Here is a 19,869-nt window from a genome sequence, read left to right as displayed (position 1 = left end):
GGAGCTTTCTTTTTGTGTTTGGGCAACTAACCGGCAACAATGGAAAAATGACAGGCCCCTTTATTGCAGTTTTGCCGTCAAACTGGATAGATGGCTGCTGAACATATTGGCCGCCTGATCCTTGGTCTGTTTGGTCATATGAGTGTATATGTTCATGGTCGTATTTATATCATTGTGGCCAACTCTCCGCTGAATTTCAGCGATTGGCACACCCGCTTCAATAAGCAGGGATATATTCGTATGCCGGAAGCTGTGCGGCGTGATGTGCTTCCGCTGATTCTCCGGCTTGTCCTGGTTCAGCTTCTTCATGAGACGCTGCAAGCGCAAGGCTACCATCTTGATAGGCATAGGGTAGCCTATCTCATCCACGAACAGAAAGCCCTGGTCATTATAGAGCATTCGGTTCTTCATCTTTTCCTCTTTCAGCCGCTTGATCTGCTCTTTAATCAGACCGATGACGAATGGATCTAATTCCACTGTAAAGTTTTCGATGCGACAAAAATATTGGAGAAGTCAGAGCGGTTTGTGCGCATCAGATTACAGAGAAACATACTTCCGTTTGGATATGTCGTGCAACTGTCTTTGAGGTGGAACTAGCTGACTAACTTGCATGATCGGTTATTGGAATTTACAAATACCTGAAAAATAAACAGACTGCCTTAAGGTCCTTCGGAAAACAATGTTTGATGACAGCTTTGCGCTGAATCATTAATCATATCCAGAGGTTTTTTAAAGAATGTAAGTTCGTTCAAATTTTATTGTTAAAATTGATTTGATTAAGCGGTAACGTTCAGATTAAAATATATAATTAGAGATATATGTGACAATCGTTCAGGGATATGCTATTGTGAAGAGGAGGTGGTTTTATGAAGTATTCTATAGAAATTGGGAAAATTGTAGAAGGTGCATTAAAACATGATCGGGTTAAAGTAAGAAATTATGCAGAAAAACTAATTCAGCAATTAGAACTGAATGGTGAAACAATCACGGCAAAAAAGTTTAAACGGATTTTAGCTACGACTGATGAAAATACATTAAAAGCAATGAGTGGCAATGAGATAACGAAGGTTCCTGTTGATAGTGAATCAAGAGCAATGCTTGCCGATATTATTTTGCCCCATGAAAATAATATACAAGTTATTCTTTCTAAACGTAATGAAGAACAGCTGAATGACTTTATATCCAGCTATAAACATGCAGATCAATTAAATGAGTTAGGGATAGGGGTACCGAATTCATTATTATTATATGGCCCACCGGGTTGTGGAAAAACTAAAGCAGCAAGTTATATCGCAAAGGAAATAGGGTTGCCTTTAGTTGTAGCTAGATTAGATAGTTTAATTTCTTCATTTTTAGGAACTACAGCAAAGAATATCCGCAATTTATTTGAATTTGCTCAAAGGACACCTTGTGTTTTATTCTTAGACGAATTTGACGCTATTGCTAAGGCTCGAGACGATAATAATGAATTAGGTGAGCTAAAAAGAGTAGTTAATAGCTTGTTGCAAAACATAGATAGTTTAAATGAAAATAGTTTACTTTTATGTGCCACAAATCATGAAAAATTATTAGATGGGGCTGTGTGGAGAAGGTTTGATTATAAAATAAATATCAATCAACCTGATCGAGAAGCAAGAGAGAAATTAATCCATTTATTTTTGAAAACAAAAAAGATGTCAGCAAAAGAAGTAAACGAATTTGCGGCTGTTACAGAAGAATTAAGTGGTTCGAATATAGAAGAGATTATAACTAAAGCGTTAAGAAAATCGATTCTAAGAAAAGAGAATTTCAATCTCCAACTACTTTATACAGAATTTTTTAGGTTTAAAGGGTTAATAGCTGAAAGGGAAGAGGATGAGAAAAAAATGCAAATTTTACAAGCTAAATACCTTAGAACGAGTGATGAAAAGATTTTCAGTTATAGCAAAATTGGCAGCATTCTAGGTGTTTCTAAAACAACAGCTTCAAATCTTATTAATGAGGTGAAAGTGGATGAATGAAAAGAATTTACCTATTAAATTAGTTATGCAACAGGATAGTCATATCTTTCCAAATCAACCTGGAGGTTCACCGAAATTTTTCGGTGAAGTTACAGAAAGCTTGAAAGAGGAAGTAATTAGTGAGTTGGAAGATATCACAAGGTATTACAATGACTTTTTCGAAGAACATCCTGTGCTTCCTGTAATAGGGAAAGTGAAAATGAAAGAAGAGGCCATCGCTAAATCTCATAAACCTAATACATTATGTAAATTTTGTCCTATTGTTGGCGGTGAAGATCTTGAGGAAAATTATATTAAAGTCACAAAAGAGGGGGTTCAAAAAACGATTGAGTATATTAGAACATCCGATTCTCAATATTTAAGTGCAAATCTTACAGCAATTGCGGAAATATCCGCTTTTAAACCGAAGGATAAATTATCTATTGGCTTAAGAAACGAGTTAAGCGAAGAAAGATTTTCTAAAAGAGTTAAGTTGAAATGTTTTGATTTTGGAAGTGATTACGATAATCAGCAAATCCATGCATATGTTAAACGAAAGTTAAGTGAACTAGATCTCACTTATGAATACAAAGATTTTGGAGCGAATTTAAATTATTATGCGTTAGACGTTTCGGATTCGCAAATTATACAGCAATTGGCTGAAATAAATGGAGTTAGAAAAATTGATACTTTTCAAAAGTATTATCTGCCACAACAATTACAACAGGTCTCTATAGATTCTATTTTTAATGGCAGTCCAGATGTTGCTTTGAGTGATGTTATTATAGGAATTATTGACGGAGGGATTAGCCCTAACAATGAATTGTTAGCTCCCTATATTTATGCGCGTAAAGAATATGTGGCGCAAGAATATCAAAATCACAGTCATGGAACATTCATTGCTTCTACAATTCAATTTGGTAATCAACTAAATAACATACCTAGTAATAGGGATATTAGGTTTCGATTTTTAGATGTAGTAGCAATGCCGAATAGTAATGAAATGCATGGTCCTACTGATAGTCTTAGCGAAGAAGAATTACAAGAAATTATTTTGGAAGTGCTTGAGGAATTTCCAGAAGTGAAAATTTGGAATTTGTCTCTAGGGTTGAAAAATAGGGTTAGTGATTCAAAGATTTCTGATTTAGCTATATTCTTGGATGAAATGCAAGCTAGATATAACGTGCAATTCTTTATAGCAAGCGGGAATATAAACGATCTATCTTTACAAAGAGCATGGCCTGCTGATGAAGATAGTGATGAGTTTGATCGAATGGGCTCACCGGCAGATTCGGTGTTGGGCATAACCGTGGGATCTGTAGCGTTAAAAGAATCGGACGAATCAATTGTTAAAAAAGATGAACCATCTTCCTTTAGTCGAAGAGGGCCAGGTGCAAATTATATTGTGAAGCCTGATGTTGTAGATTACGGAGGGAACATTTCTAAAACAGGTAGTACAGTTGATTTAGGTCTAATTGGTTTAGATTGTGAAGGAAATGTAGTAGAGGATATAGGGACAAGCTATGCGACTCCAAGGATCGTTCAAAAGTTTGCAACCATTTATCATGAGTTAACAGATAGAAATCTATTAATTGCTAAAGCAATGTTAATGCACTCGGCAAGATTAGAAACTAAGGCTATAAGGAAAAAAGAACAACATCTGATGAAATACTATGGTTTTGGGATGCCATCCAATAACACAAATAACATTCTTAAATGTAGTGAAAATGAAATTACATTAGTTTTTAACCAAACGATTGTACGTAGCAAACACCTAGAGTTGATTGATTTTCCTTATCCACCTTCGTTGATTCGAAATGGTAAGTATTTAGGGGAAGTTACAATGACTTTAGTATATGAACCACCGTTAGATTCAAGGTACGGAAGTGAATATTGTCGCACAAATATTGATGTTAGTTTTGGAGCATATATTACAAAGAGTGATGGTAAATTAGATTTTAAGGGCGAAGTTCCATTAGATGCTCGTTGGGACCAAAAGTTTGAACAAGAGAGAGTGAGAAATGGCTTTAAGTGGAGCCCGACTAAATCCTTTTATCGGAAGATGAGTAAAGGAATCCAAGAAAAAGACGGTTGGAAATTACGAATCGATTTAACACCACGAAATGATTTGGAGTTTACAGAGCAAGAGTTTGTTTTGATTGTAACTATTAAAACAGACGAAGATGCAGACATCTATTCAGAAATGGTGAGGGAATTGAGGCAACAAGGACATATCACAAATAACCTTGAGACTCGTCAAGATATCCGTACTAGAATTTGAAAAAGAGATACTTTCAACTCTTTAAGTCCGTGAGTAGTGGTCCAGCGACATTTGAATAAGGACTTTGCCAACGGTGGGATTGCCGGAAGAACTTCAGCGGTAGCTATTTGAGATAATAAATTCAAGAGTAAAATTGAAATAAGTTCTTCAATGGGCGGATTGATGTAATAAGAAAAGCGGAAGCGGCTTGTTAAGCCCCGACACCTTGAGGGGCAAGACATAAACGTTACCAAATAAGAAAAGCTCCTCATAAGTCATTGGACTTGAGGAGCTTTTCTCATTCTATTCGTTAGTCTGGGATTTTCTCATACGCCATCTTTTTGATGACATCTTCATGTTCAGGATATTTTGTTAAAAGCTCTTGTTGTGTAAATAATTCAAAGTCCTCATATTCAAAACCTGGTGAAACCATACATCCAACTAAAGAGAACGTATCCGCCTCCATCACAGATGAACCGAAAATCGTGTTTTTTGGAACTAGCGCCTGTGGGACTTCTCCTTTATCCAAGTTCAGTCCTAATTTAATTTCTTTATAATTCCCATTTTCCTCAATCACATGAATGGTTAAAGGACTTCCCGCATGATAATACCATAATTCATCGGATTTCAGACGATGAAAATGGGAAATGTCTTTTGACGTTAATAGAAAGTAAATACTCGTATATAGCTTGCGGTTCCCATCAAAATTCATCATTACTTCTTGATCGGAAATCGATTCGGTCGAATGGAATGACTGTTTATAATAACCGCCCTCTCGATGGGGAATTAGTCCAAGTTGGGATATGAAAAATTGTGGATCATGGTTATTCACTTCTAAATACCTCCGATTATTATTTGTAGTATACCAATTTCACGCTTCTTTGCTGTTCCTTTTCTCGAAGCATCCCCCTAATTGTACAAATTAAGTAAGGGAATTACAAACTTTTTAAGATTTCTTTCAGGTCTAGGAGTTTAGAAAATACAATAAAAGAGGATGTTAACCATTGTTTTTAGCTGATAATTCTCGCCATTCATATAATTACCGAACAATGAAGTTGTTTTATTAAAAAACATTCGCCTTTTTATTGACGCGTAGATTTTCGGGTGTTATTATAAGGATGTAAAAATTGAATAATATTCTCGTATAATGTTGGGGATAGGGCTCATAAGTTTCTACCAAGCTACCGTAAATGGCTTGACTACGAGGTTGTGTATATAACAAAAGAAATAAGTACTTTTTTATTTCTTCTGTCTACCTTCCTGAAGTCAAGCACCGGTATCTATACGGTGCTTTTTTTTGATTTTTACACAGACAATCATTCACAGGGAGGATCATTTCAATGACGAACAGTACAAAGAAAATAGCAATGGTATTATTCCTTGCTTTCATGACTGTTGTTATGGCCGCGTGCGGAAATAACGCAGATAATAAAAAGGAAGCTACGGCGGGAACTGGTGAAGAAGGATTGAAAATTGCCATCGTAACAAGCCCTTCTGGTGTTGATGATGGTAGCTTCAATGAAGATAATTACAACGGTATTTTAAAGTTTATCGAAAATAATCCAACTGCAACAGTAAAGGCAGTTAAAGAACCAACAGGCGATCCAGCTTCAGCTGTCCAAGCTGTTGCTGACATTGTTGCAGATTATGATGTAATTGTTACACCTGGGTTCCAATTTGCTGGGGTTTCTAGCATCGCTGTAGAAAATCCGGATAAAATCTTCATCATGAATGACACTGAGCCAACTCCAGTAGATGGTCAAACTGATTTCGATAATATTTATGCGATGAATTTCGCTGAACAAGAAAGTGGTTTCTTTGCAGGAATGGCTGCAGCACTTGAAACGAAGACAAACAAAGTGGCAGTTGTAAATGGGATTGCCTATCCTTCAAATGTAAACTATCAATTTGGTTTTGAATCAGGCGTAAATTACGCTAACAAAGTTTATGGGAAAAATGTTGAACTTGTCGAACTATCTGGGTATGCAGGGACAGATGTAACGGGCGCTGATGTAGGTGGTAACTATGCAGGATCCTTCGCAGATGAAGCAACTGGTAAAGTCATTGGAAATGCATTGATCAAACAAGGCGTAGATATCATCTTTGTTGCTGCAGGCGGCACTGGAAATGGTGTATTCACAGCAGTCAAGGAAGCTAAGGACAATGTAAAAGTAATTGGTGTGGATGTTGACCAATATGATGACGGTGCAAATGGCTCCGAAAATATCGTGTTGACATCTGGTGTAAAATTCATGGCGATGAACATTGAAAAGGCATTGAACTCTGTTGCTGACGGATCCTTTAAAGGTGGGAATGTTGTTCTTTATGCAGATACAGATTCAACAGGTTTTATTAAAGAAGAAGGTCGTCACCAATTATCTGAGGATACGCTAAGCAAAATGAATGAGGCGTACGAGTTAGTGAAAGATGGCACGATCGTACCTGCATCTAATTTCAATGAGCACACTCCAGAAGCGTTTCCAGGACTATAAGAATTAGAAACACAATAGAAGTTTATCACTTCCCTAATAATCGGATGATCAGGGAATGATGAACTTCTATTATTTTTCCGATTGTCGTGAGGAAGGAGAACGAACGATGTCTGATTATATCGTAGAAATGAAACATATAACGAAACGTTTCCCTGGGATTGTAGCAAATGATGACGTATCCATTGGCATTAAAAAAGGAGAAATTTTTGCCTTGCTTGGTGAAAATGGTGCAGGTAAATCAACATTAATGAGCATTTTGAGTGGGATGTACGAACCCGATGAAGGCGAAATATATATTCGGGGAGAGAAGGTTCAAATCAGTTCGCCGAACCTTGCAGCAAACCTTAACATCGGAATGGTCCATCAGCATTTTAAGTTAGTGGAAGATTATTCGATTACAGAGAATATCATTTTAGGGATTGAGCCAATCAAAAAATTTGCTGGCCTCTTTCCATATGTAGGTATTCGAGATGCCAATCGTAAAATTGAGGAACTGTCCAAGAACTTTGGCTTGGAAGTGGATCCTACGAAAAAAATTGCCAATCTTACGGTTTCCATGCAACAACGAGTAGAAATATTAAAAGTGCTTTATCGTGAAGCTGAAATTCTTATATTCGATGAACCAACGGCAGTCCTCACACCACAAGAAATCGATTTCTTGCTCGGTATTATTGAAGGTCTCCGAAACAGTGGGAAAACAATCATACTAATCACACATAAGTTAGATGAAATTAAAAAAGTAGCCGATCGATGTGCCGTATTGAACAAAGGTAAATTGATTGATGTGTTGGATGTGAAGACAACATCGGTCAATTTGATGGCTCAATTAATGGTCGGTAGAGAAGTAAGTTTCGAATCTGAAAAAGTAACTGCCCAATTTAAAGAAGAAGTATTGAAAGTAGAACAATTAACCGTGAAAAACGAGGACGGATTTGAAGTCGTCAAAGATGTTTCTTTTACGATACACAGTGGTGAAATATTTGCGATCGCAGGCGTCGCAGATAATGGCCAAGTCGAAATAGCGGATGCCATTGCCGGATTGACAAAGGTAAGTGGTGGAAGGATATTCCTCAATGGACAGGACATTACGAATGACAGTATAAGAAGCAGAACAGAATCTGGAATCTCTTATATACCTGAGGATCGGCAAAGATTTGGACTGTTTTTAGACTTTGATATATCAACGAATTTAGCATCAAAGCAGTACTACAAGAAGCCCTTTTCTACTAATGGAATATTGAACAAACAGGAATTCGAGCAGCTTGGCAGTCAGTTGATAGATAAATATGATATTCGAAGTGGACAAGGGATCAATACGCAAGTTCGTTCAATGAGTGGCGGGAATCAGCAAAAGATCATTATAGCTCGAGAGATTGAATTACAATCTCCACTCATGATTTTCGTGCAGCCAACGCGGGGAGTAGATATTGGTGCGATCGAAAATATTCATAAGATGATGATCGAACAACGTGATCAAGGAAAAGCGATCTTACTCGTTTCATTGGAGTTGGACGAAATTATGAATGTAGCGGATACGATCGGGGTTATCTATAATGGCCAACTACAAAAAGTTGCGAGCAGTGATTCATTAACGACGAATGAAGTCGGCGAATATATGATGGGGGCAAAACATGAGTAAGGATAAAAAGAAAACAAGCGTTAGTTATCGTCTGTTTTGGCCAATACGAAATGAGAAATGGCAGCCGATCACAATTCCGGTAGTCGCTATACTAATTAGTTTTATTGCCGCGGCTATCGTTATACTATTGCTTGGTAAAAATCCATTCCAGGCATTTTACAGCTTGTTCCAAGGGGCAGGGATTTTGCCGAAGACAACGTACGCTGGCTACAAGAGCATGCTGACTGATTTTTTGAGTTTGTTAGACGCCATGACTCCACTAGTATTTGCCAGCTTGGCCGTGGCTGTTGCTCTTAGAGCGGGCCTCTTTAATATTGGGGTTTCCGGTCAAATGCTCGCTTCCGGTTTTATAGCGACTGTTATTGTTGGCTACAGCGGTTTGGATGCCGTCGTAGCAAAACCACTTGTATTGTTGGTCGGAATGGTTGCCGGCGGCTTGATGGGCGGCCTCGTAGGGTGGCTAAAGCATAAATTTAACATTCATGAAGTCGTAACGACGATTATGCTAAATTATATTGCTCAATACGTCATCAGCTTCTTCATTCATATGTATTACATTGATCCGATTTCAAGACAATCCAAATATATTACAGAAGCGGCACGTTTGACGTTAGTAAATGTCGAGATTGCAAACTTGAAAATGGATATTCCATTGGGCTTTATTTTGGCCATTGCCATCGCGATTTTCATCAAGTTTCTTTTGGACAAAACAGTTGTTGGTTTTGAAATTAAGGCAGTAGGATCCAACCGAAATGCGGCAAAGTATACAGGGATAAAGGTCGGAAGTAATACAGTCTTAGCCATGATCATTTCTGGCGGATTGGCTGGTCTTGCAGGTGTAACGTATTATTTAGGTGATTTTGCTTCCATTCAACCAAAGGTCTTATCAAGTCTTGGATTTGACTCTATTGCGGTAGCGTTATTAGGTAACTCCCATCCGATCGGGATTATTTTTTCCTCCTTCTTAGTTTCAATTATTGACCAAGGAAGCACGTATATGAGTTCACAGGCTGGGATCAGACAAGAAATTGCTTCTGTGATCATCGGGTTAATTCTCTTGTTTAGTGCATGTGGTGAGTACTTGAAGCATAAAGTCAGCCGCCTGAAGGAAAAAGAAGTGGATCGAAAGGACAGTGAATCATAAATGGATACGATTATTATTGATGGATTATCCTTTGCTCTGCCTCTTTTTATCATGGCAATCGGCGGTATATATAGTGAAAAAAGTGGGATTACCAATTTAGCACTTGAAGGCTTTCAAGGTTTCGGGGCATTCATCGGAGCGCTGTCAGCTGTGTTGATCGCGAACGCTTTTGGTACGGATGTTCAAAATCTATTTTACGTGTCGTTACTATTCGCGATGATTGGAGGGATGGGTTTTTCCGTAATCCACGCAGTATTAAGTATTAAATTTAAGGCAAATCAAGTCATCAGCGGTGTTGTTATTAATATCTTGGCGTTAGCTCTAACGACTTTCTTAACAACACAAATCAATGCGCTTGTATTCGGGGCGGCTTCGGACAAGTTCCGATTAGGTGTATCAGAGCGGTTTACGATTGACGCTTTAGCCAATATACCTGTGATTGGTGCGATATTTACAGATGTGTATCCGTTCGAAGTAATCATCATTGTGATTGCTATTTTTGCTTGGTATGTTTTATATAAAACAAAGTTCGGATTACGCCTAAGAGCGAGTGGGGAGAATCCTCAATCCGTTGATGCAGCTGGCGTAAATGTTTCAAAAATACGGTTTTCTGCGGTTTTGATATCAGGTCTATTATCAGGTCTGGCAGGAATGTGTTTTGCCTATTCCATTTCAGCCCAATTTTCTTCAGGCATTTATATGGGATATGGGTTCTTAGCCATTGCCGCTTTAATCTTCGGCAACTGGAGAATTCTCCCGACTTTAGCAGCTTGTCTATTATTTGGTTTTGCAAAATCCGGGGGCATGTTTATTGCCCAGTCCATGGCATTGCCAAGTAGTTTCACCGATTTATTCATGATTTTACCTTATGTAGTAACGTTATTGTTATTGATCTTTTTCTCTAAATCAAACCGTGCTCCAAGGGCGTTAGGCGAGATTTATGATAAAGGAAAGAGATAAATGAATTTCATAATGTCATAAGGTTTACCGCATAAGAAGAAGTCTCCAAAAAAATCGGAGACTTCTTTTGGTTATTTCAAACAATAACATTAGCTAAAGTGAACAAATCCTGCTATAATTGCATAGCACTCAGAGCGGTTTAGAACGGCTTTTTCGGTGCATACTTCGGTTAGTAAATATTTATCAAGAAGGGAAATCGTATCATGAGCAACTATAACGCAGTAGCAGCAAGAAATACGGAAAATGCTCCAAACGGTAATGGTCTTTATTCACAATCCGTAGCTTTCTCTCATTACAACAATCTTTCAGCACAATTGCCGATCGATCCAACTACAGGTAAATTGGTAGCTGGTGGAATAAAAGAGCAAGCTGAACAGTGCTTTAACAATATTAAGGCGATTGTAGACAGCATCGATCATGTGATGAGCGATATTGTACGAATTACAGTATTCGTTAAAGATATTAAAGACGTTGACGCTGTAGATGAAGTGTATAAAACATTCTTCCCAACTTATGTTCCTTCACGGACGACAGTTGCAGTTGCAGCTTTGCCAATGGATGCTTTAGTACAAGTTGAAGCACTTGTTTCACACGGTGAAGGTACAATTCCAAATGCCCCACAAGCAGGCGACCTCATCAAGCTTACAAATAACACAACGAATGCACCAACAAGTCCTCTATCTACACAAACCGTGTCGTTCTCTCATTACAACAACCTTTCAGCTCAATTGCCGATCGATCCAAAAACAGGCCGATTGGTAACTGGCGGTGTAAAAGAGCAAGCTGCACAGGCTTTGAAAAATATCAAGGCAATTTTAGAAAGCATCGACGTTCCTTTTGACGATATTGTCAAAATTAATATCTTCCTTAAAGACCTTGCAGATACGGAAGCTGTCAATGAAGTATATTCTACATTCTTCCCAGACTCCGCTATCGCTAGAGCTGTAGCCTATGTCCCTGCACGCACAGTTGTTGCAGCTGCAGCGTTGCCAATGGATGCTTTAGTACAAATCGAAGCGGTCGTGTCACACGGAGACGGTACACCTCCACAAGCGATTGAAGACAGACACGGAATCGTTATTTGGGCACGCAACACTGACAATGCACCAAAGGATTCTTTATCTACACAAACTGTAGCGTTCTCTCATTACAATCACCTTTCAGCTCAATTACCTGTAGATCCAAAAACAGGCCAAATGGTAGCTGGCGGCGTAAAAGAACAAGCTGAACAGTGCTTGAAAAATATTAAGGCAATTGTTGAAAGCATCGACCACGTTATGGACGATATCGTTAAAGTAAATATCTTCGTTAAAAATATCGCGGATATGGATGCTGTAGACGAAGCGTACAAAACATTCTTCCCAGGCGGTGTTCCTGCACGAAGAACAGTTGGCGTATCAGCTTTACCTAAAGACGCTCTCATCCAAATCGATGCAATTGTAGGAAACGCTGAAGGAACTCCTCCAAAAGCATAATAGAAATAAAATGGATAAACCTCTTTCAAGTCCGATTGCGGATTTGGAAGGGGTTTATTTTATTGCAGTACGATTTTTTCACTTACAGACAGGTTAGTGCGATAATGGAGCCAAGAATAAACAGGACAATGTTAGAGTATCGTAGAAAAAGGGTGAAGAAAAAATGCCGACGAATTCTTTTGAAGATTATCCGATGAGCTGGAAGCCTTCTATAGATAAAACAAAAAAGCCGATGTATCAAGTACTTGCAGATCAGCTAAAGCAGGATATCGTAAATGGGGTTTTATTGCCCGGTACAAAACTTCCTCCACAGCGGGAACTGGCGGATTATTTGGAAGTCAATTTGAGTACCGTCTCAAAGGCATTTAAAGTATGTGTGCTCAATGGGTTGATAAGCGCCTCTGTTGGAAGTGGTACCTATGTATCGTACGATGCTATGTCGAATGCGTACTTGCTGGAAGACTCAAAGCCGGAGCATCTGATCGAGATGGGAGCCACTTTGCCGGACCAAGCGTCTTTTGAGCCGCTTTTGCTTCAACTGAAAAATATGCTGCAAGAATCAGAGTATGAAAAATGGTTTGGCTACGGTCGGGCAGGGGGAAGCGTTTGGCAAAAAGATGCTGCAGTCAAGTTGATCCGAAGAGGGGGATTTGAAACAACGATTGATCATATCTTGTTTGCAACGGGAGGCCAAAATGCAATTGCTGCTACGTTGGCGAGTCTATGTAAGCCGGGGGATCGCATTGGTGTCGATCAACATACATATCCAGGCTTGAAAACGGCAGCGGCGATGCTGCATGTCCAGTTAGTGCCGATCAGGCCGGAGAACGGTGAAATGAGTCCGAGTGCATTAAAAGAAGTGTGTAAAAATGATAATATTAGCGGCATCTACTTGATCCCTGATTATCATAATCCGACAACTACGCGGTTGTCTGTTAGAAATCGAAAAGCGATTGCGGAAATTGCCAAGACACATGATTTGTTCATTATTGAGGATGCAACCTATCATCTTCATAATGAAAAGCCGTTCCCTGCGATTGCATCTTTTGCCCTGGAACAAGTCATCCATATTGCGAGTTTGTCGAAATCAATCGCACCGGGACTGCGGCTCGCTTATATCGCTGTACCGATGCGATTCAAGGAGCGAATCGCTAGAGCTTTGTACAATATGAATATATCGGTGTCTCCATTATTGGCGGAGCTGAGCGCACGCCTGATCGTTTCCAATCAATTCGAAGCATTGATTGAGGGGCATCGAGAGCAAGCCGTTCAGAGAAATCAAGTCGTCGATCAATATTTGGCGGATTTCACATGCTTAGGCGAGGAGACAGGCATCTTTCGCTGGCTGTTGTTGCCAAGCAACATTACAGGTGCAGAATTTGAAACGTTAGCTGCCAGGCATGGGGTGCAAGTGTATGCAGCTGAACGTTTTGTCGTTGGAAACAGCTGTCCGGAACGGGCGGTAAGGATTGCTGTTTGTGCAACTGAAACCATTGAGGAATTTGAAAAAGGATTAAAAATCCTGAAGCGTTTGCTGACTGAAGTTTCATTATAAATTGTACGCCATACAATTAAAATATTGTATGGCTTTTTTACTCATGATACGATAGTTGAAATCTATAAAAGAATGAATCTTTCAGAAAGGCGGGCTAGCGCATGGCGAGTAATCGTATGAAAAAGAGGGATGCCCAATCGGCTTTGGTACAAAGCTATGTCGGTTCCCCGGAAAAACAACAGCAATTATATAAAAGAACGTTAATCGTTGTCATCATTTCCCAAATCTTTGGAGGGGCAGGACTTGCTGCCGGTATTACGGTAGGGGCACTTCTAGCACGTGATATGTTAGGTGCGGACAGTGTAACGGGAATCCCTACAATGTTATTCACGCTAGGTTCAGCTGGGGCTGCGCTGCTCGTAGGTCGTCTCTCTCAACGGTACGGACGTCGTTCCGGACTAGCCGCAGGATTTTTGGTCGGTGGACTCGGGGCGATTGGAGTCGTTCTCGCAGCGATAACAAATAACATTTTCCTTCTATTTGGTTCATTGCTTATATACGGTGCCGGATCAGCGACGAACTTGCAAGCAAGATATGCGGGAGCTGACTTGGCCAGCTCGACGCAAAGGGCAAAGGCCGTCAGTATGGCCATGGTTTCTACCACATTCGGTGCTGTTGCCGGACCGAACCTCGTAGGAGTAATGGGTGGGGTTGCTACATCCATTGGAATCCCATCCTTGGCGGGGCCGTTTCTATTAGCTGCGACCGCTTATATACTTGCCGGCTTGGTTCTCCTAATTTTACTCCGTCCGGATCCTTTACTTGTCGCGAAGGCTATTGCTGCCGAAAGCGCAAACAGCAAGTTGCAGGCAGGAGGGGATTCTGTTCCGTTCTCAATGAACAAACGGGGTGTTATTGCAGGAGCTACAGTAATGATCATTACTCAATTCGTGATGACAGCGATCATGACGATGACTCCGATTCATATGGGGCATTACGGCCACAGTTTACAAGCGGTAGGAATTGTTATCGGCTTCCATATTGGAGCTATGTTTTTACCTTCGTTAGTGACGGGCTATCTTGTCGATAAAATCGGACGTGGTGTAATGGCGATCGCTTCTGCCGTCACATTGCTTTTGACGGGCATCATAGCGGCAATCGGACCAGCCGATTCAATGTTTGCACTTGTGACGGCACTTGTATTACTTGGGCTTGGCTGGAACTTTGGATTGATCAGCGGAACGGCGATTATTGTGGACGCCACATCGACAGCCACTCGGGCGAAGACACAAGGTTCTGTTGACGTAGGAATTGCATTGTCCGGAGCGATAGGTGGAGGATTATCCGGTTTGGTTGTCGCACATTTCAGTTATGGAATCCTTTCGATCGCCGGAGGAATGTTCTCCTTACTATTGATCCCTATTATTATTTGGGCTCGTATCGGCAAGCAGAAGGAGCCGAGTCGCATCCAAGCGACCGAAAACTAACTATCATAGTGAGGATCCCAAATGAGCTGAAAAGATTGGCGCATGTAGTAAATTCATCGTTAGAAAGAGGAAGGTATATATGAAAAACCCGATAGTCATTGTCGGAGCTGGGGTAAGTGGCCTTTGGGCTGCCTCTCTCCTAGCAGAGCGAGGCATTACATGCAGGCTTCTCGAAGCTAGAGAACGGATTGGCGGCAGGGTTTTAAGTTCATTTGCCCCGAATCGGCCAGACTTAGGCGAATTTGATCTTGGGCCAACATGGTATTGGCCGCAGTATGAACAAACAATTGACGGCATCGTAAAAGAGTTGAATATCGCGACATTGGAACAATATACAGAAGGGGCCATGCTTGCAGAACGGTCTCCGAACGAATCACCGAAGCGTTACGTACTGCCGGGAAATCAAAACGCAAGGTCAGTCCGGTTCAGAGGAGGGGTGCAGACGCTTGTTGATGCGATAGCAGACACAATCCCTGAAGATGTGATTGAGCTCGGTATGAGAGTGACGGCAGTGAGGCGGGAGGAAAATGGGGATGTTACGGTTGAAGCTATCAGTGCAGATGGGGAACCAATAAACATCCCTGCGCATGCAGTCATCATGGCATTGCCGCCACGAATTATCGGACGCCATATTGAATTTACGCCGTCCCTCCCTCCGAATCTGATGACTGATCTTCTGAACAAACCTACTTGGATGGCTGGGCATGCCAAGGTAGTCGCGATTTATGACCGCCCTTTTTGGAGGGAGGCCGGACTTTCAGGATTCGTCTCAAGCTGGGTCGGACCTCTGCAAGAGATTCATGATGCTTCTCCTGAAACGGGTTCGGGTGCATTATTTGGGTTCGTTGGAATCCCGGCGCAGGTCCGTCAAGAACTTGGGAAGGATGAGATTTGTCAATTGGCGATTGAGCAATTGGTGAGGCTTTTTGGATCCGAGGCTCATAATGTAAGTGCTATCCTTTATAAGGACTGGGCGGTGGAAGCTGAAACAGCTGTTGAGGAAGACTGGCTCCCACTTCGGGACTTCCCGCGATACGGTCGACCCCCGGCGGCAGGGGATTGGAGAAAAAACATTGCTTTTGCCGGAACCGAAGCAGATCCGCAATTCGGAGGACATTTGGAAGGCGCACTGCGGGCAGCTGAGAACGCTGTTGTTGAAATTCTCGGTGATGAGTAATTGTGTGGGTGCCTGTGCAGCACACTGTTCAGACAATGCACTACAATTGCATAAGTAAAATGAAGAAGCTGATCAACTCAACATTCGATCAGCTTCTTTTTGCATTTATATAAAAAACATTGAATTGTCATAAATGCGTGCTGAACAGGCACTTTGCACAACTGTTATACTCGGAATTATCATTAAAAAATGAATTTAATGCACAATTAGTTGTGCAATGTTAACAGATTGTGTTTTTTCATTGTATTTTCTTAACAATGCAACTAAATTTAATTGGCTAGAAGGTCTAACGACTTAAGCGCAGTAAGCTTGTATAATAAGCATAGTTAACGACTGCAAGCGAGAATAACTCAGACTGATGTTTTAAAAATTGTTGATAAAAAAACAATCGATCCATTCGTCTGTATAAATTTACTTAATGGAGGTTCAAATGGAAAAGGAAAAGAGAGTGAAGAAGAAGTTTCAACTCCCCCATATTTATGTCATCCTATTTATATTCAGTGCTCTGGCAGCTATTTCGACGTACTTTATTCCAGCAGGGCAGTTTGAGCGTGTGCCAGGTCCTGACGGAAGAACAGCGATTGACCCGAACTCATTTACAGAAGTGGAAGCTTCCCCAATTGGCATAGCTGATTTTCTTACTGTTATTCCGCGTGGATTGATTGACGCGGGAGAGATTGTATTTTTCACATTTATTATCGGCGGTATGTTTGCGGTGCTGAAAACAACTGGAATCATTGAAGTTGTTGTGGACAGGCTGGCAAACCGTTTTGCGAAAAACAGTATTTTGCTAATCCCGATTTTAACAACAGTATTTGCGATTGGGGCGACATTAATCGGAACCCCTGAACTATCGCTCGTTTATATTCCCGTTATTATGCCTTTAATCATTGCTTTAGGGTACGATTCCATTGTAGCTGCATCCATTGCGCTAGTCGGTACGGTTGTCGGGTTTACTACTGGAGTGTTAAACCCGATTAACGTAGGATTGTCGCAAAAAATTGTAGGTGTCCCGGTGTTTTCAGGTTTGCCGTTGCGTGTAGCTCTATTTATTGTTTGTATATCGGTGGGGATATTCTTCATCATGCGCTATGCAAAAAAGGTACAAAAGGATCCTTTGCACAGTTATGTGTATGAAGATGACCAAGAGAAAAGGAAACTTTACAAGCAGAAAGATAAAATTGATGCGAAAAGCATGAACACAAGACAAAAATATGCTTCAGTTGCGGCTTTCATCTTCCTTGGAATATTAGTATATGGTGTGCTTCAGCACGGTTGGTTCATGGTAGAGATGGCAGGCCTATTTATCTTTATGGGGATTGTCGTCGGCCTAATTGCCGGTCTGAACGCAACTCAAATTTCTAACGCATTTACGGAAGGATTCCGTGATGTGCTCATGGGAGCCATTATTATTGGACTTGCCCGTTCTGTCGCTGTTGTGCTGGAAGACGGACAAATTATGGATTCCATCGTTCACAGCCTAGGTTCTTTGGTCGGCGAAATGCCATCTGTCCTCGGTGCGGTAGGTATGTATCTAGTACAGCTGACGATTAATTTCATTATCCCGTCCGGAAGTGGACAAGCCTTAGTCACGATGCCAATCATGGGGCCACTTTCAGACATGATCGGCGTAACAAGACAGACAGCTGTACTTGCGTTCCAGTTCGGGGACGGCTTTGCCCATATTCTATTCCCGACTTCTGGTTACTTTATGGCTGCACTCGTGATCGCCGGCGTTTCTTGGCAAAAATGGATTCGTTTCTATATGCCGCTATTCCTTGTGTTTTCAGCAATTGGGGTTGTCACATTAGTGATTGCTCAGATGATTCAATATACAGGCTGAGCGCATTTGATTAGAAAAAAATCATCCCGAACCTTCGTTAGTAAAGGTTCGGGATTTTTTATTGCTTTAGACACTGCCTACTATTTTAATACTCAACGCCACTTCGAGAATGCGTCTTGAATGCTTCTTCATCCGGTTCGAAATAATCTTCTGTGTAGTTCGCTACGAATTCACCGTCTTGTATATAGCCGGCGCCCCATGTCGGGTCCATTGTGAGCCATTCGCCGTCCACCTTCACTTCCACCCATGCGTGGCGGGACCAGTTGAAGCCGGATCCGGCAGTGCCTGCTACATATCTTGCTTCCATGCCGGATGCGCGGAGCAAGGCGAGGGCGAGATACGTGTAGTCCTGGCAAATTCCTTTTTCAAGCTCTAGTACTTTTAATGCGCTATCATCCCACTCAAATTCACTGTTTTTCTGTTTTTCCACGTCATACGCGATTGACTTTGCCGTAAATTCATAAATGGCCTTCGCTTTCTCGCGGTCTGACATATCATCGGTTATAAGGCCTTCCGCAATCGCGATAATATCAGGGGCATCGGATTGAACCCCGCGTGATGGCAATAAATCTCGTAAGTCCTCCGTGCCAGTGCTTTCGACTGTGAATTTAGCTACGTCATAATAATAAAACTTGGAACTATTTTTCTCTTTTATTTCCGGAACACTAACGGTTACGTCATATGTACCCGGTCCGAAGCGCAAGTAGAATTCGTCATCGAATTGGTAATCGACAACAGGAATGACGGCTAATGCCTTATCGTCATCTTTTTTTGTCGCAATATAAAGATGTGTCGTCTCTTTTGCGAATGGGGCGTCTTTGTCAATCGTGCCTTTTATGCGATACGTTAAGTTGGTTTCTTCACCGCCGGCTGTCGGGTAGGTGAGATTGACGCCGCGTTCGTTATAGGTCGTCATGTAATTGATCGGTTCAGTGACAAGGTCAGATTCGTTGTCGATGTATAGGATCGTTCCTTCTTGAAAATAATTGTCTCTTTCCTCGTCAGGAACATAGACTTTTAGCTGATGGACGCCTTTTCCGTAAAATAAAGGAACGTCATATGCGAATTTCCCATCTTTAACTGGAAGCACGTGCTTCCACGTTTCACCGTCCTTTTTGAGCTCGAGCATCAGCTGCTCGTTTGTCCCTTTGATGGAAGAGATTTTCCCTTTCAATGTGAAGACTTCGTTTTCATTCACATAACCGCTAGCAGGGGCCTCAAGTGATAATCCGGCATCCTGGGCAAAAGGGGTATACGTAAGATCTCGCTGCATCGCAGGGTTGACGTTAAAGACAGTGAATTTTGCAAGGTCATAATAGTAATTTTTCCGATCCTTGCTTGGGAGCATAACAGTAACTTGGTATTCTCCCTCTCCATTAAACAGCCTGACGTCTTTTTTGAATTTCCCATCTTGGATAGGCGCATAATATTCCATCGAGTCGTCGGAAAGCGCTTCTCCATCAAACCTGATTTTGATCCATACATACTTTTCTTGTAATTGGTCCTGATTTTCAACCGTTCCTTCCACTGTGACGAATTCATTCACCGCAAAGTTTGTGTGGGTCGGTTCTAGTAACGTAGCTCCCACTTCTTCGCTATAGGCTGTTAACTCCAATGGAGTCATTTCAAGTTCAGCGTTTTTCTTTTCCACTGCCGCTTCATAATCAACCTTCTGCTCCTGCTTTTGCTCGGGAGTTGGCTGCGGTTCTTTTATAGCGTCAGACTTATCCGTGCATGCGCTTACTAAAAGCAGGCATAGCAACGAAACAATCGGTATATGTATTTTTTTCATAGACGACGCATTCCCCCTGGAATTTTTTTGATAACTATACTATAACAAGTTTTCAAAACTAAATCCTAAGCCTGTCGAATGAAGTATTAAGTACTGGATTTCACCAAGAGTTAATTTATTTTGTTA

At 41.1% G+C, this 19,869-nt stretch carries 14 protein-coding genes and 1 riboswitch; of the genes, 11 read left to right on the top strand and 3 right to left on the bottom strand.

Annotation, left to right across the window (positions count from 1 at the left end):
- Positions 1-60: 60 nt before the first annotated feature.
- Positions 61-399 (bottom strand): tyrosine-type recombinase/integrase, encoded by a 339-nt coding sequence (locus tag AC0L13_RS17165; RefSeq protein ID WP_473647096.1) that lies wholly within the window; start codon positions 397-399, stop codon positions 61-63.
- A gap of 467 nt (positions 400-866) precedes the next feature.
- On the opposite strand from AC0L13_RS17165, the gene AC0L13_RS17160 reads away from it, so the two are divergent.
- Together AC0L13_RS17160 and AC0L13_RS17155 are read left to right on the top strand one after the other, a co-directional pair.
- Positions 867-2,000: an AAA family ATPase gene (locus AC0L13_RS17160; protein ID WP_473641754.1), complete on the top strand. Its 1,134-nt coding sequence runs from the start codon at positions 867-869 to the stop codon at positions 1,998-2,000.
- The gene (locus tag AC0L13_RS17155; protein WP_473641752.1) at positions 1,993-4,260 is read left to right on the top strand and encodes a S8 family peptidase; all 2,268 of its coding nucleotides are present in this window, start codon (positions 1,993-1,995) and stop codon (positions 4,258-4,260) included. The genes AC0L13_RS17160 and AC0L13_RS17155 overlap by 8 nt, the downstream gene beginning before the upstream one ends.
- A 289-nt stretch (positions 4,261-4,549) precedes the next feature.
- Here the strand turns inward: AC0L13_RS17155 and AC0L13_RS17150 are convergent, their stop codons facing one another.
- The gene (locus AC0L13_RS17150) at positions 4,550-5,071 is read right to left on the bottom strand and encodes a cupin domain-containing protein (protein WP_473641750.1); all 522 of its coding nucleotides are present in this window, start codon (positions 5,069-5,071) and stop codon (positions 4,550-4,552) included.
- Between the two features lie 288 nt (positions 5,072-5,359).
- Positions 5,360-5,461, top strand: a riboswitch (purine riboswitch).
- A gap of 118 nt (positions 5,462-5,579) precedes the next feature.
- Here AC0L13_RS17150 and AC0L13_RS17145 point away from each other — a divergent pair.
- From AC0L13_RS17145 to AC0L13_RS17105, 9 genes are all read left to right on the top strand, one after another.
- Positions 5,580-6,731, top strand: a complete 1,152-nt coding sequence (locus tag AC0L13_RS17145) for a BMP family lipoprotein (RefSeq protein ID WP_473641748.1) — start codon at positions 5,580-5,582, stop codon at positions 6,729-6,731.
- A gap of 106 nt (positions 6,732-6,837) precedes the next feature.
- Complete coding sequence (locus AC0L13_RS17140) at positions 6,838-8,370, top strand: ABC transporter ATP-binding protein (RefSeq protein ID WP_473641746.1); 1,533 nt, start codon at positions 6,838-6,840, stop codon at positions 8,368-8,370.
- The gene (locus AC0L13_RS17135) at positions 8,363-9,514 is read left to right on the top strand and encodes an ABC transporter permease (protein ID WP_473641744.1); all 1,152 of its coding nucleotides are present in this window, start codon (positions 8,363-8,365) and stop codon (positions 9,512-9,514) included. Before AC0L13_RS17140 ends, AC0L13_RS17135 begins: the two co-directional genes overlap by 8 nt.
- Complete coding sequence (locus AC0L13_RS17130; protein ID WP_473641742.1) at positions 9,515-10,474, top strand: ABC transporter permease; 960 nt, start codon at positions 9,515-9,517, stop codon at positions 10,472-10,474.
- A 203-nt stretch (positions 10,475-10,677) separates the two neighbouring features.
- Positions 10,678-11,949 (top strand): RidA family protein, encoded by a 1,272-nt coding sequence (locus tag AC0L13_RS17125; RefSeq protein WP_473641740.1) that lies wholly within the window; start codon positions 10,678-10,680, stop codon positions 11,947-11,949.
- Positions 11,950-12,112: 163 nt separating this feature from the next.
- Positions 12,113-13,504: an aminotransferase-like domain-containing protein gene (locus AC0L13_RS17120; protein WP_473641738.1), complete on the top strand. Its 1,392-nt coding sequence runs from the start codon at positions 12,113-12,115 to the stop codon at positions 13,502-13,504.
- A 101-nt stretch (positions 13,505-13,605) separates the two neighbouring features.
- Complete coding sequence (locus tag AC0L13_RS17115) at positions 13,606-14,931, top strand: MFS transporter (protein ID WP_473641736.1); 1,326 nt, start codon at positions 13,606-13,608, stop codon at positions 14,929-14,931.
- A 79-nt stretch (positions 14,932-15,010) separates the two neighbouring features.
- Positions 15,011-16,108: a flavin monoamine oxidase family protein gene (locus tag AC0L13_RS17110; protein WP_473641733.1), complete on the top strand. Its 1,098-nt coding sequence runs from the start codon at positions 15,011-15,013 to the stop codon at positions 16,106-16,108.
- A 430-nt stretch (positions 16,109-16,538) separates the two neighbouring features.
- Positions 16,539-17,951 (top strand): YfcC family protein, encoded by a 1,413-nt coding sequence (locus AC0L13_RS17105; protein ID WP_473641731.1) that lies wholly within the window; start codon positions 16,539-16,541, stop codon positions 17,949-17,951.
- Positions 17,952-18,036: 85 nt separating this feature from the next.
- On the opposite strand, the gene AC0L13_RS17100 is transcribed toward AC0L13_RS17105, so the two are convergent.
- Positions 18,037-19,743 (bottom strand): transglutaminase domain-containing protein, encoded by a 1,707-nt coding sequence (locus AC0L13_RS17100; RefSeq protein ID WP_473641729.1) that lies wholly within the window; start codon positions 19,741-19,743, stop codon positions 18,037-18,039.
- Positions 19,744-19,869 lie beyond the last annotated feature (126 nt).

The organism is Sporosarcina sp. QA0331 (genome assembly GCF_055808055.1).
Note: the sequence above shows the minus strand (reverse complement) of the source record. Positions and strands in the feature narration are given on the sequence as shown.

What these genes read in the sequence shown, in the direction of transcription:
- AC0L13_RS17165 (WP_473647096.1), bottom strand. Translation starts at nt 399, where the DNA reads ATGCTCTATAATGACCAGGGCTTTCTGTTCGTGGATGAGATAGGCTAC.
- AC0L13_RS17160 (WP_473641754.1), top strand. Translation starts at nt 867, where the DNA reads ATGAAGTATTCTATAGAAATTGGGAAAATTGTAGAAGGTGCATTAAAA.
- AC0L13_RS17155 (WP_473641752.1), top strand. Translation starts at nt 1,993, where the DNA reads ATGAATGAAAAGAATTTACCTATTAAATTAGTTATGCAACAGGATAGT.
- AC0L13_RS17145 (WP_473641748.1), top strand. Translation starts at nt 5,580, where the DNA reads ATGACGAACAGTACAAAGAAAATAGCAATGGTATTATTCCTTGCTTTC.
- AC0L13_RS17140 (WP_473641746.1), top strand. Translation starts at nt 6,838, where the DNA reads ATGTCTGATTATATCGTAGAAATGAAACATATAACGAAACGTTTCCCT.
- AC0L13_RS17135 (WP_473641744.1), top strand. Translation starts at nt 8,363, where the DNA reads ATGAGTAAGGATAAAAAGAAAACAAGCGTTAGTTATCGTCTGTTTTGG.
- AC0L13_RS17130 (WP_473641742.1), top strand. Translation starts at nt 9,515, where the DNA reads ATGGATACGATTATTATTGATGGATTATCCTTTGCTCTGCCTCTTTTT.
- AC0L13_RS17125 (WP_473641740.1), top strand. Translation starts at nt 10,678, where the DNA reads ATGAGCAACTATAACGCAGTAGCAGCAAGAAATACGGAAAATGCTCCA.
- AC0L13_RS17120 (WP_473641738.1), top strand. Translation starts at nt 12,113, where the DNA reads ATGCCGACGAATTCTTTTGAAGATTATCCGATGAGCTGGAAGCCTTCT.
- AC0L13_RS17115 (WP_473641736.1), top strand. Translation starts at nt 13,606, where the DNA reads ATGGCGAGTAATCGTATGAAAAAGAGGGATGCCCAATCGGCTTTGGTA.
- AC0L13_RS17110 (WP_473641733.1), top strand. Translation starts at nt 15,011, where the DNA reads ATGAAAAACCCGATAGTCATTGTCGGAGCTGGGGTAAGTGGCCTTTGG.
- AC0L13_RS17105 (WP_473641731.1), top strand. Translation starts at nt 16,539, where the DNA reads ATGGAAAAGGAAAAGAGAGTGAAGAAGAAGTTTCAACTCCCCCATATT.
- AC0L13_RS17100 (WP_473641729.1), bottom strand. Translation starts at nt 19,743, where the DNA reads ATGAAAAAAATACATATACCGATTGTTTCGTTGCTATGCCTGCTTTTA.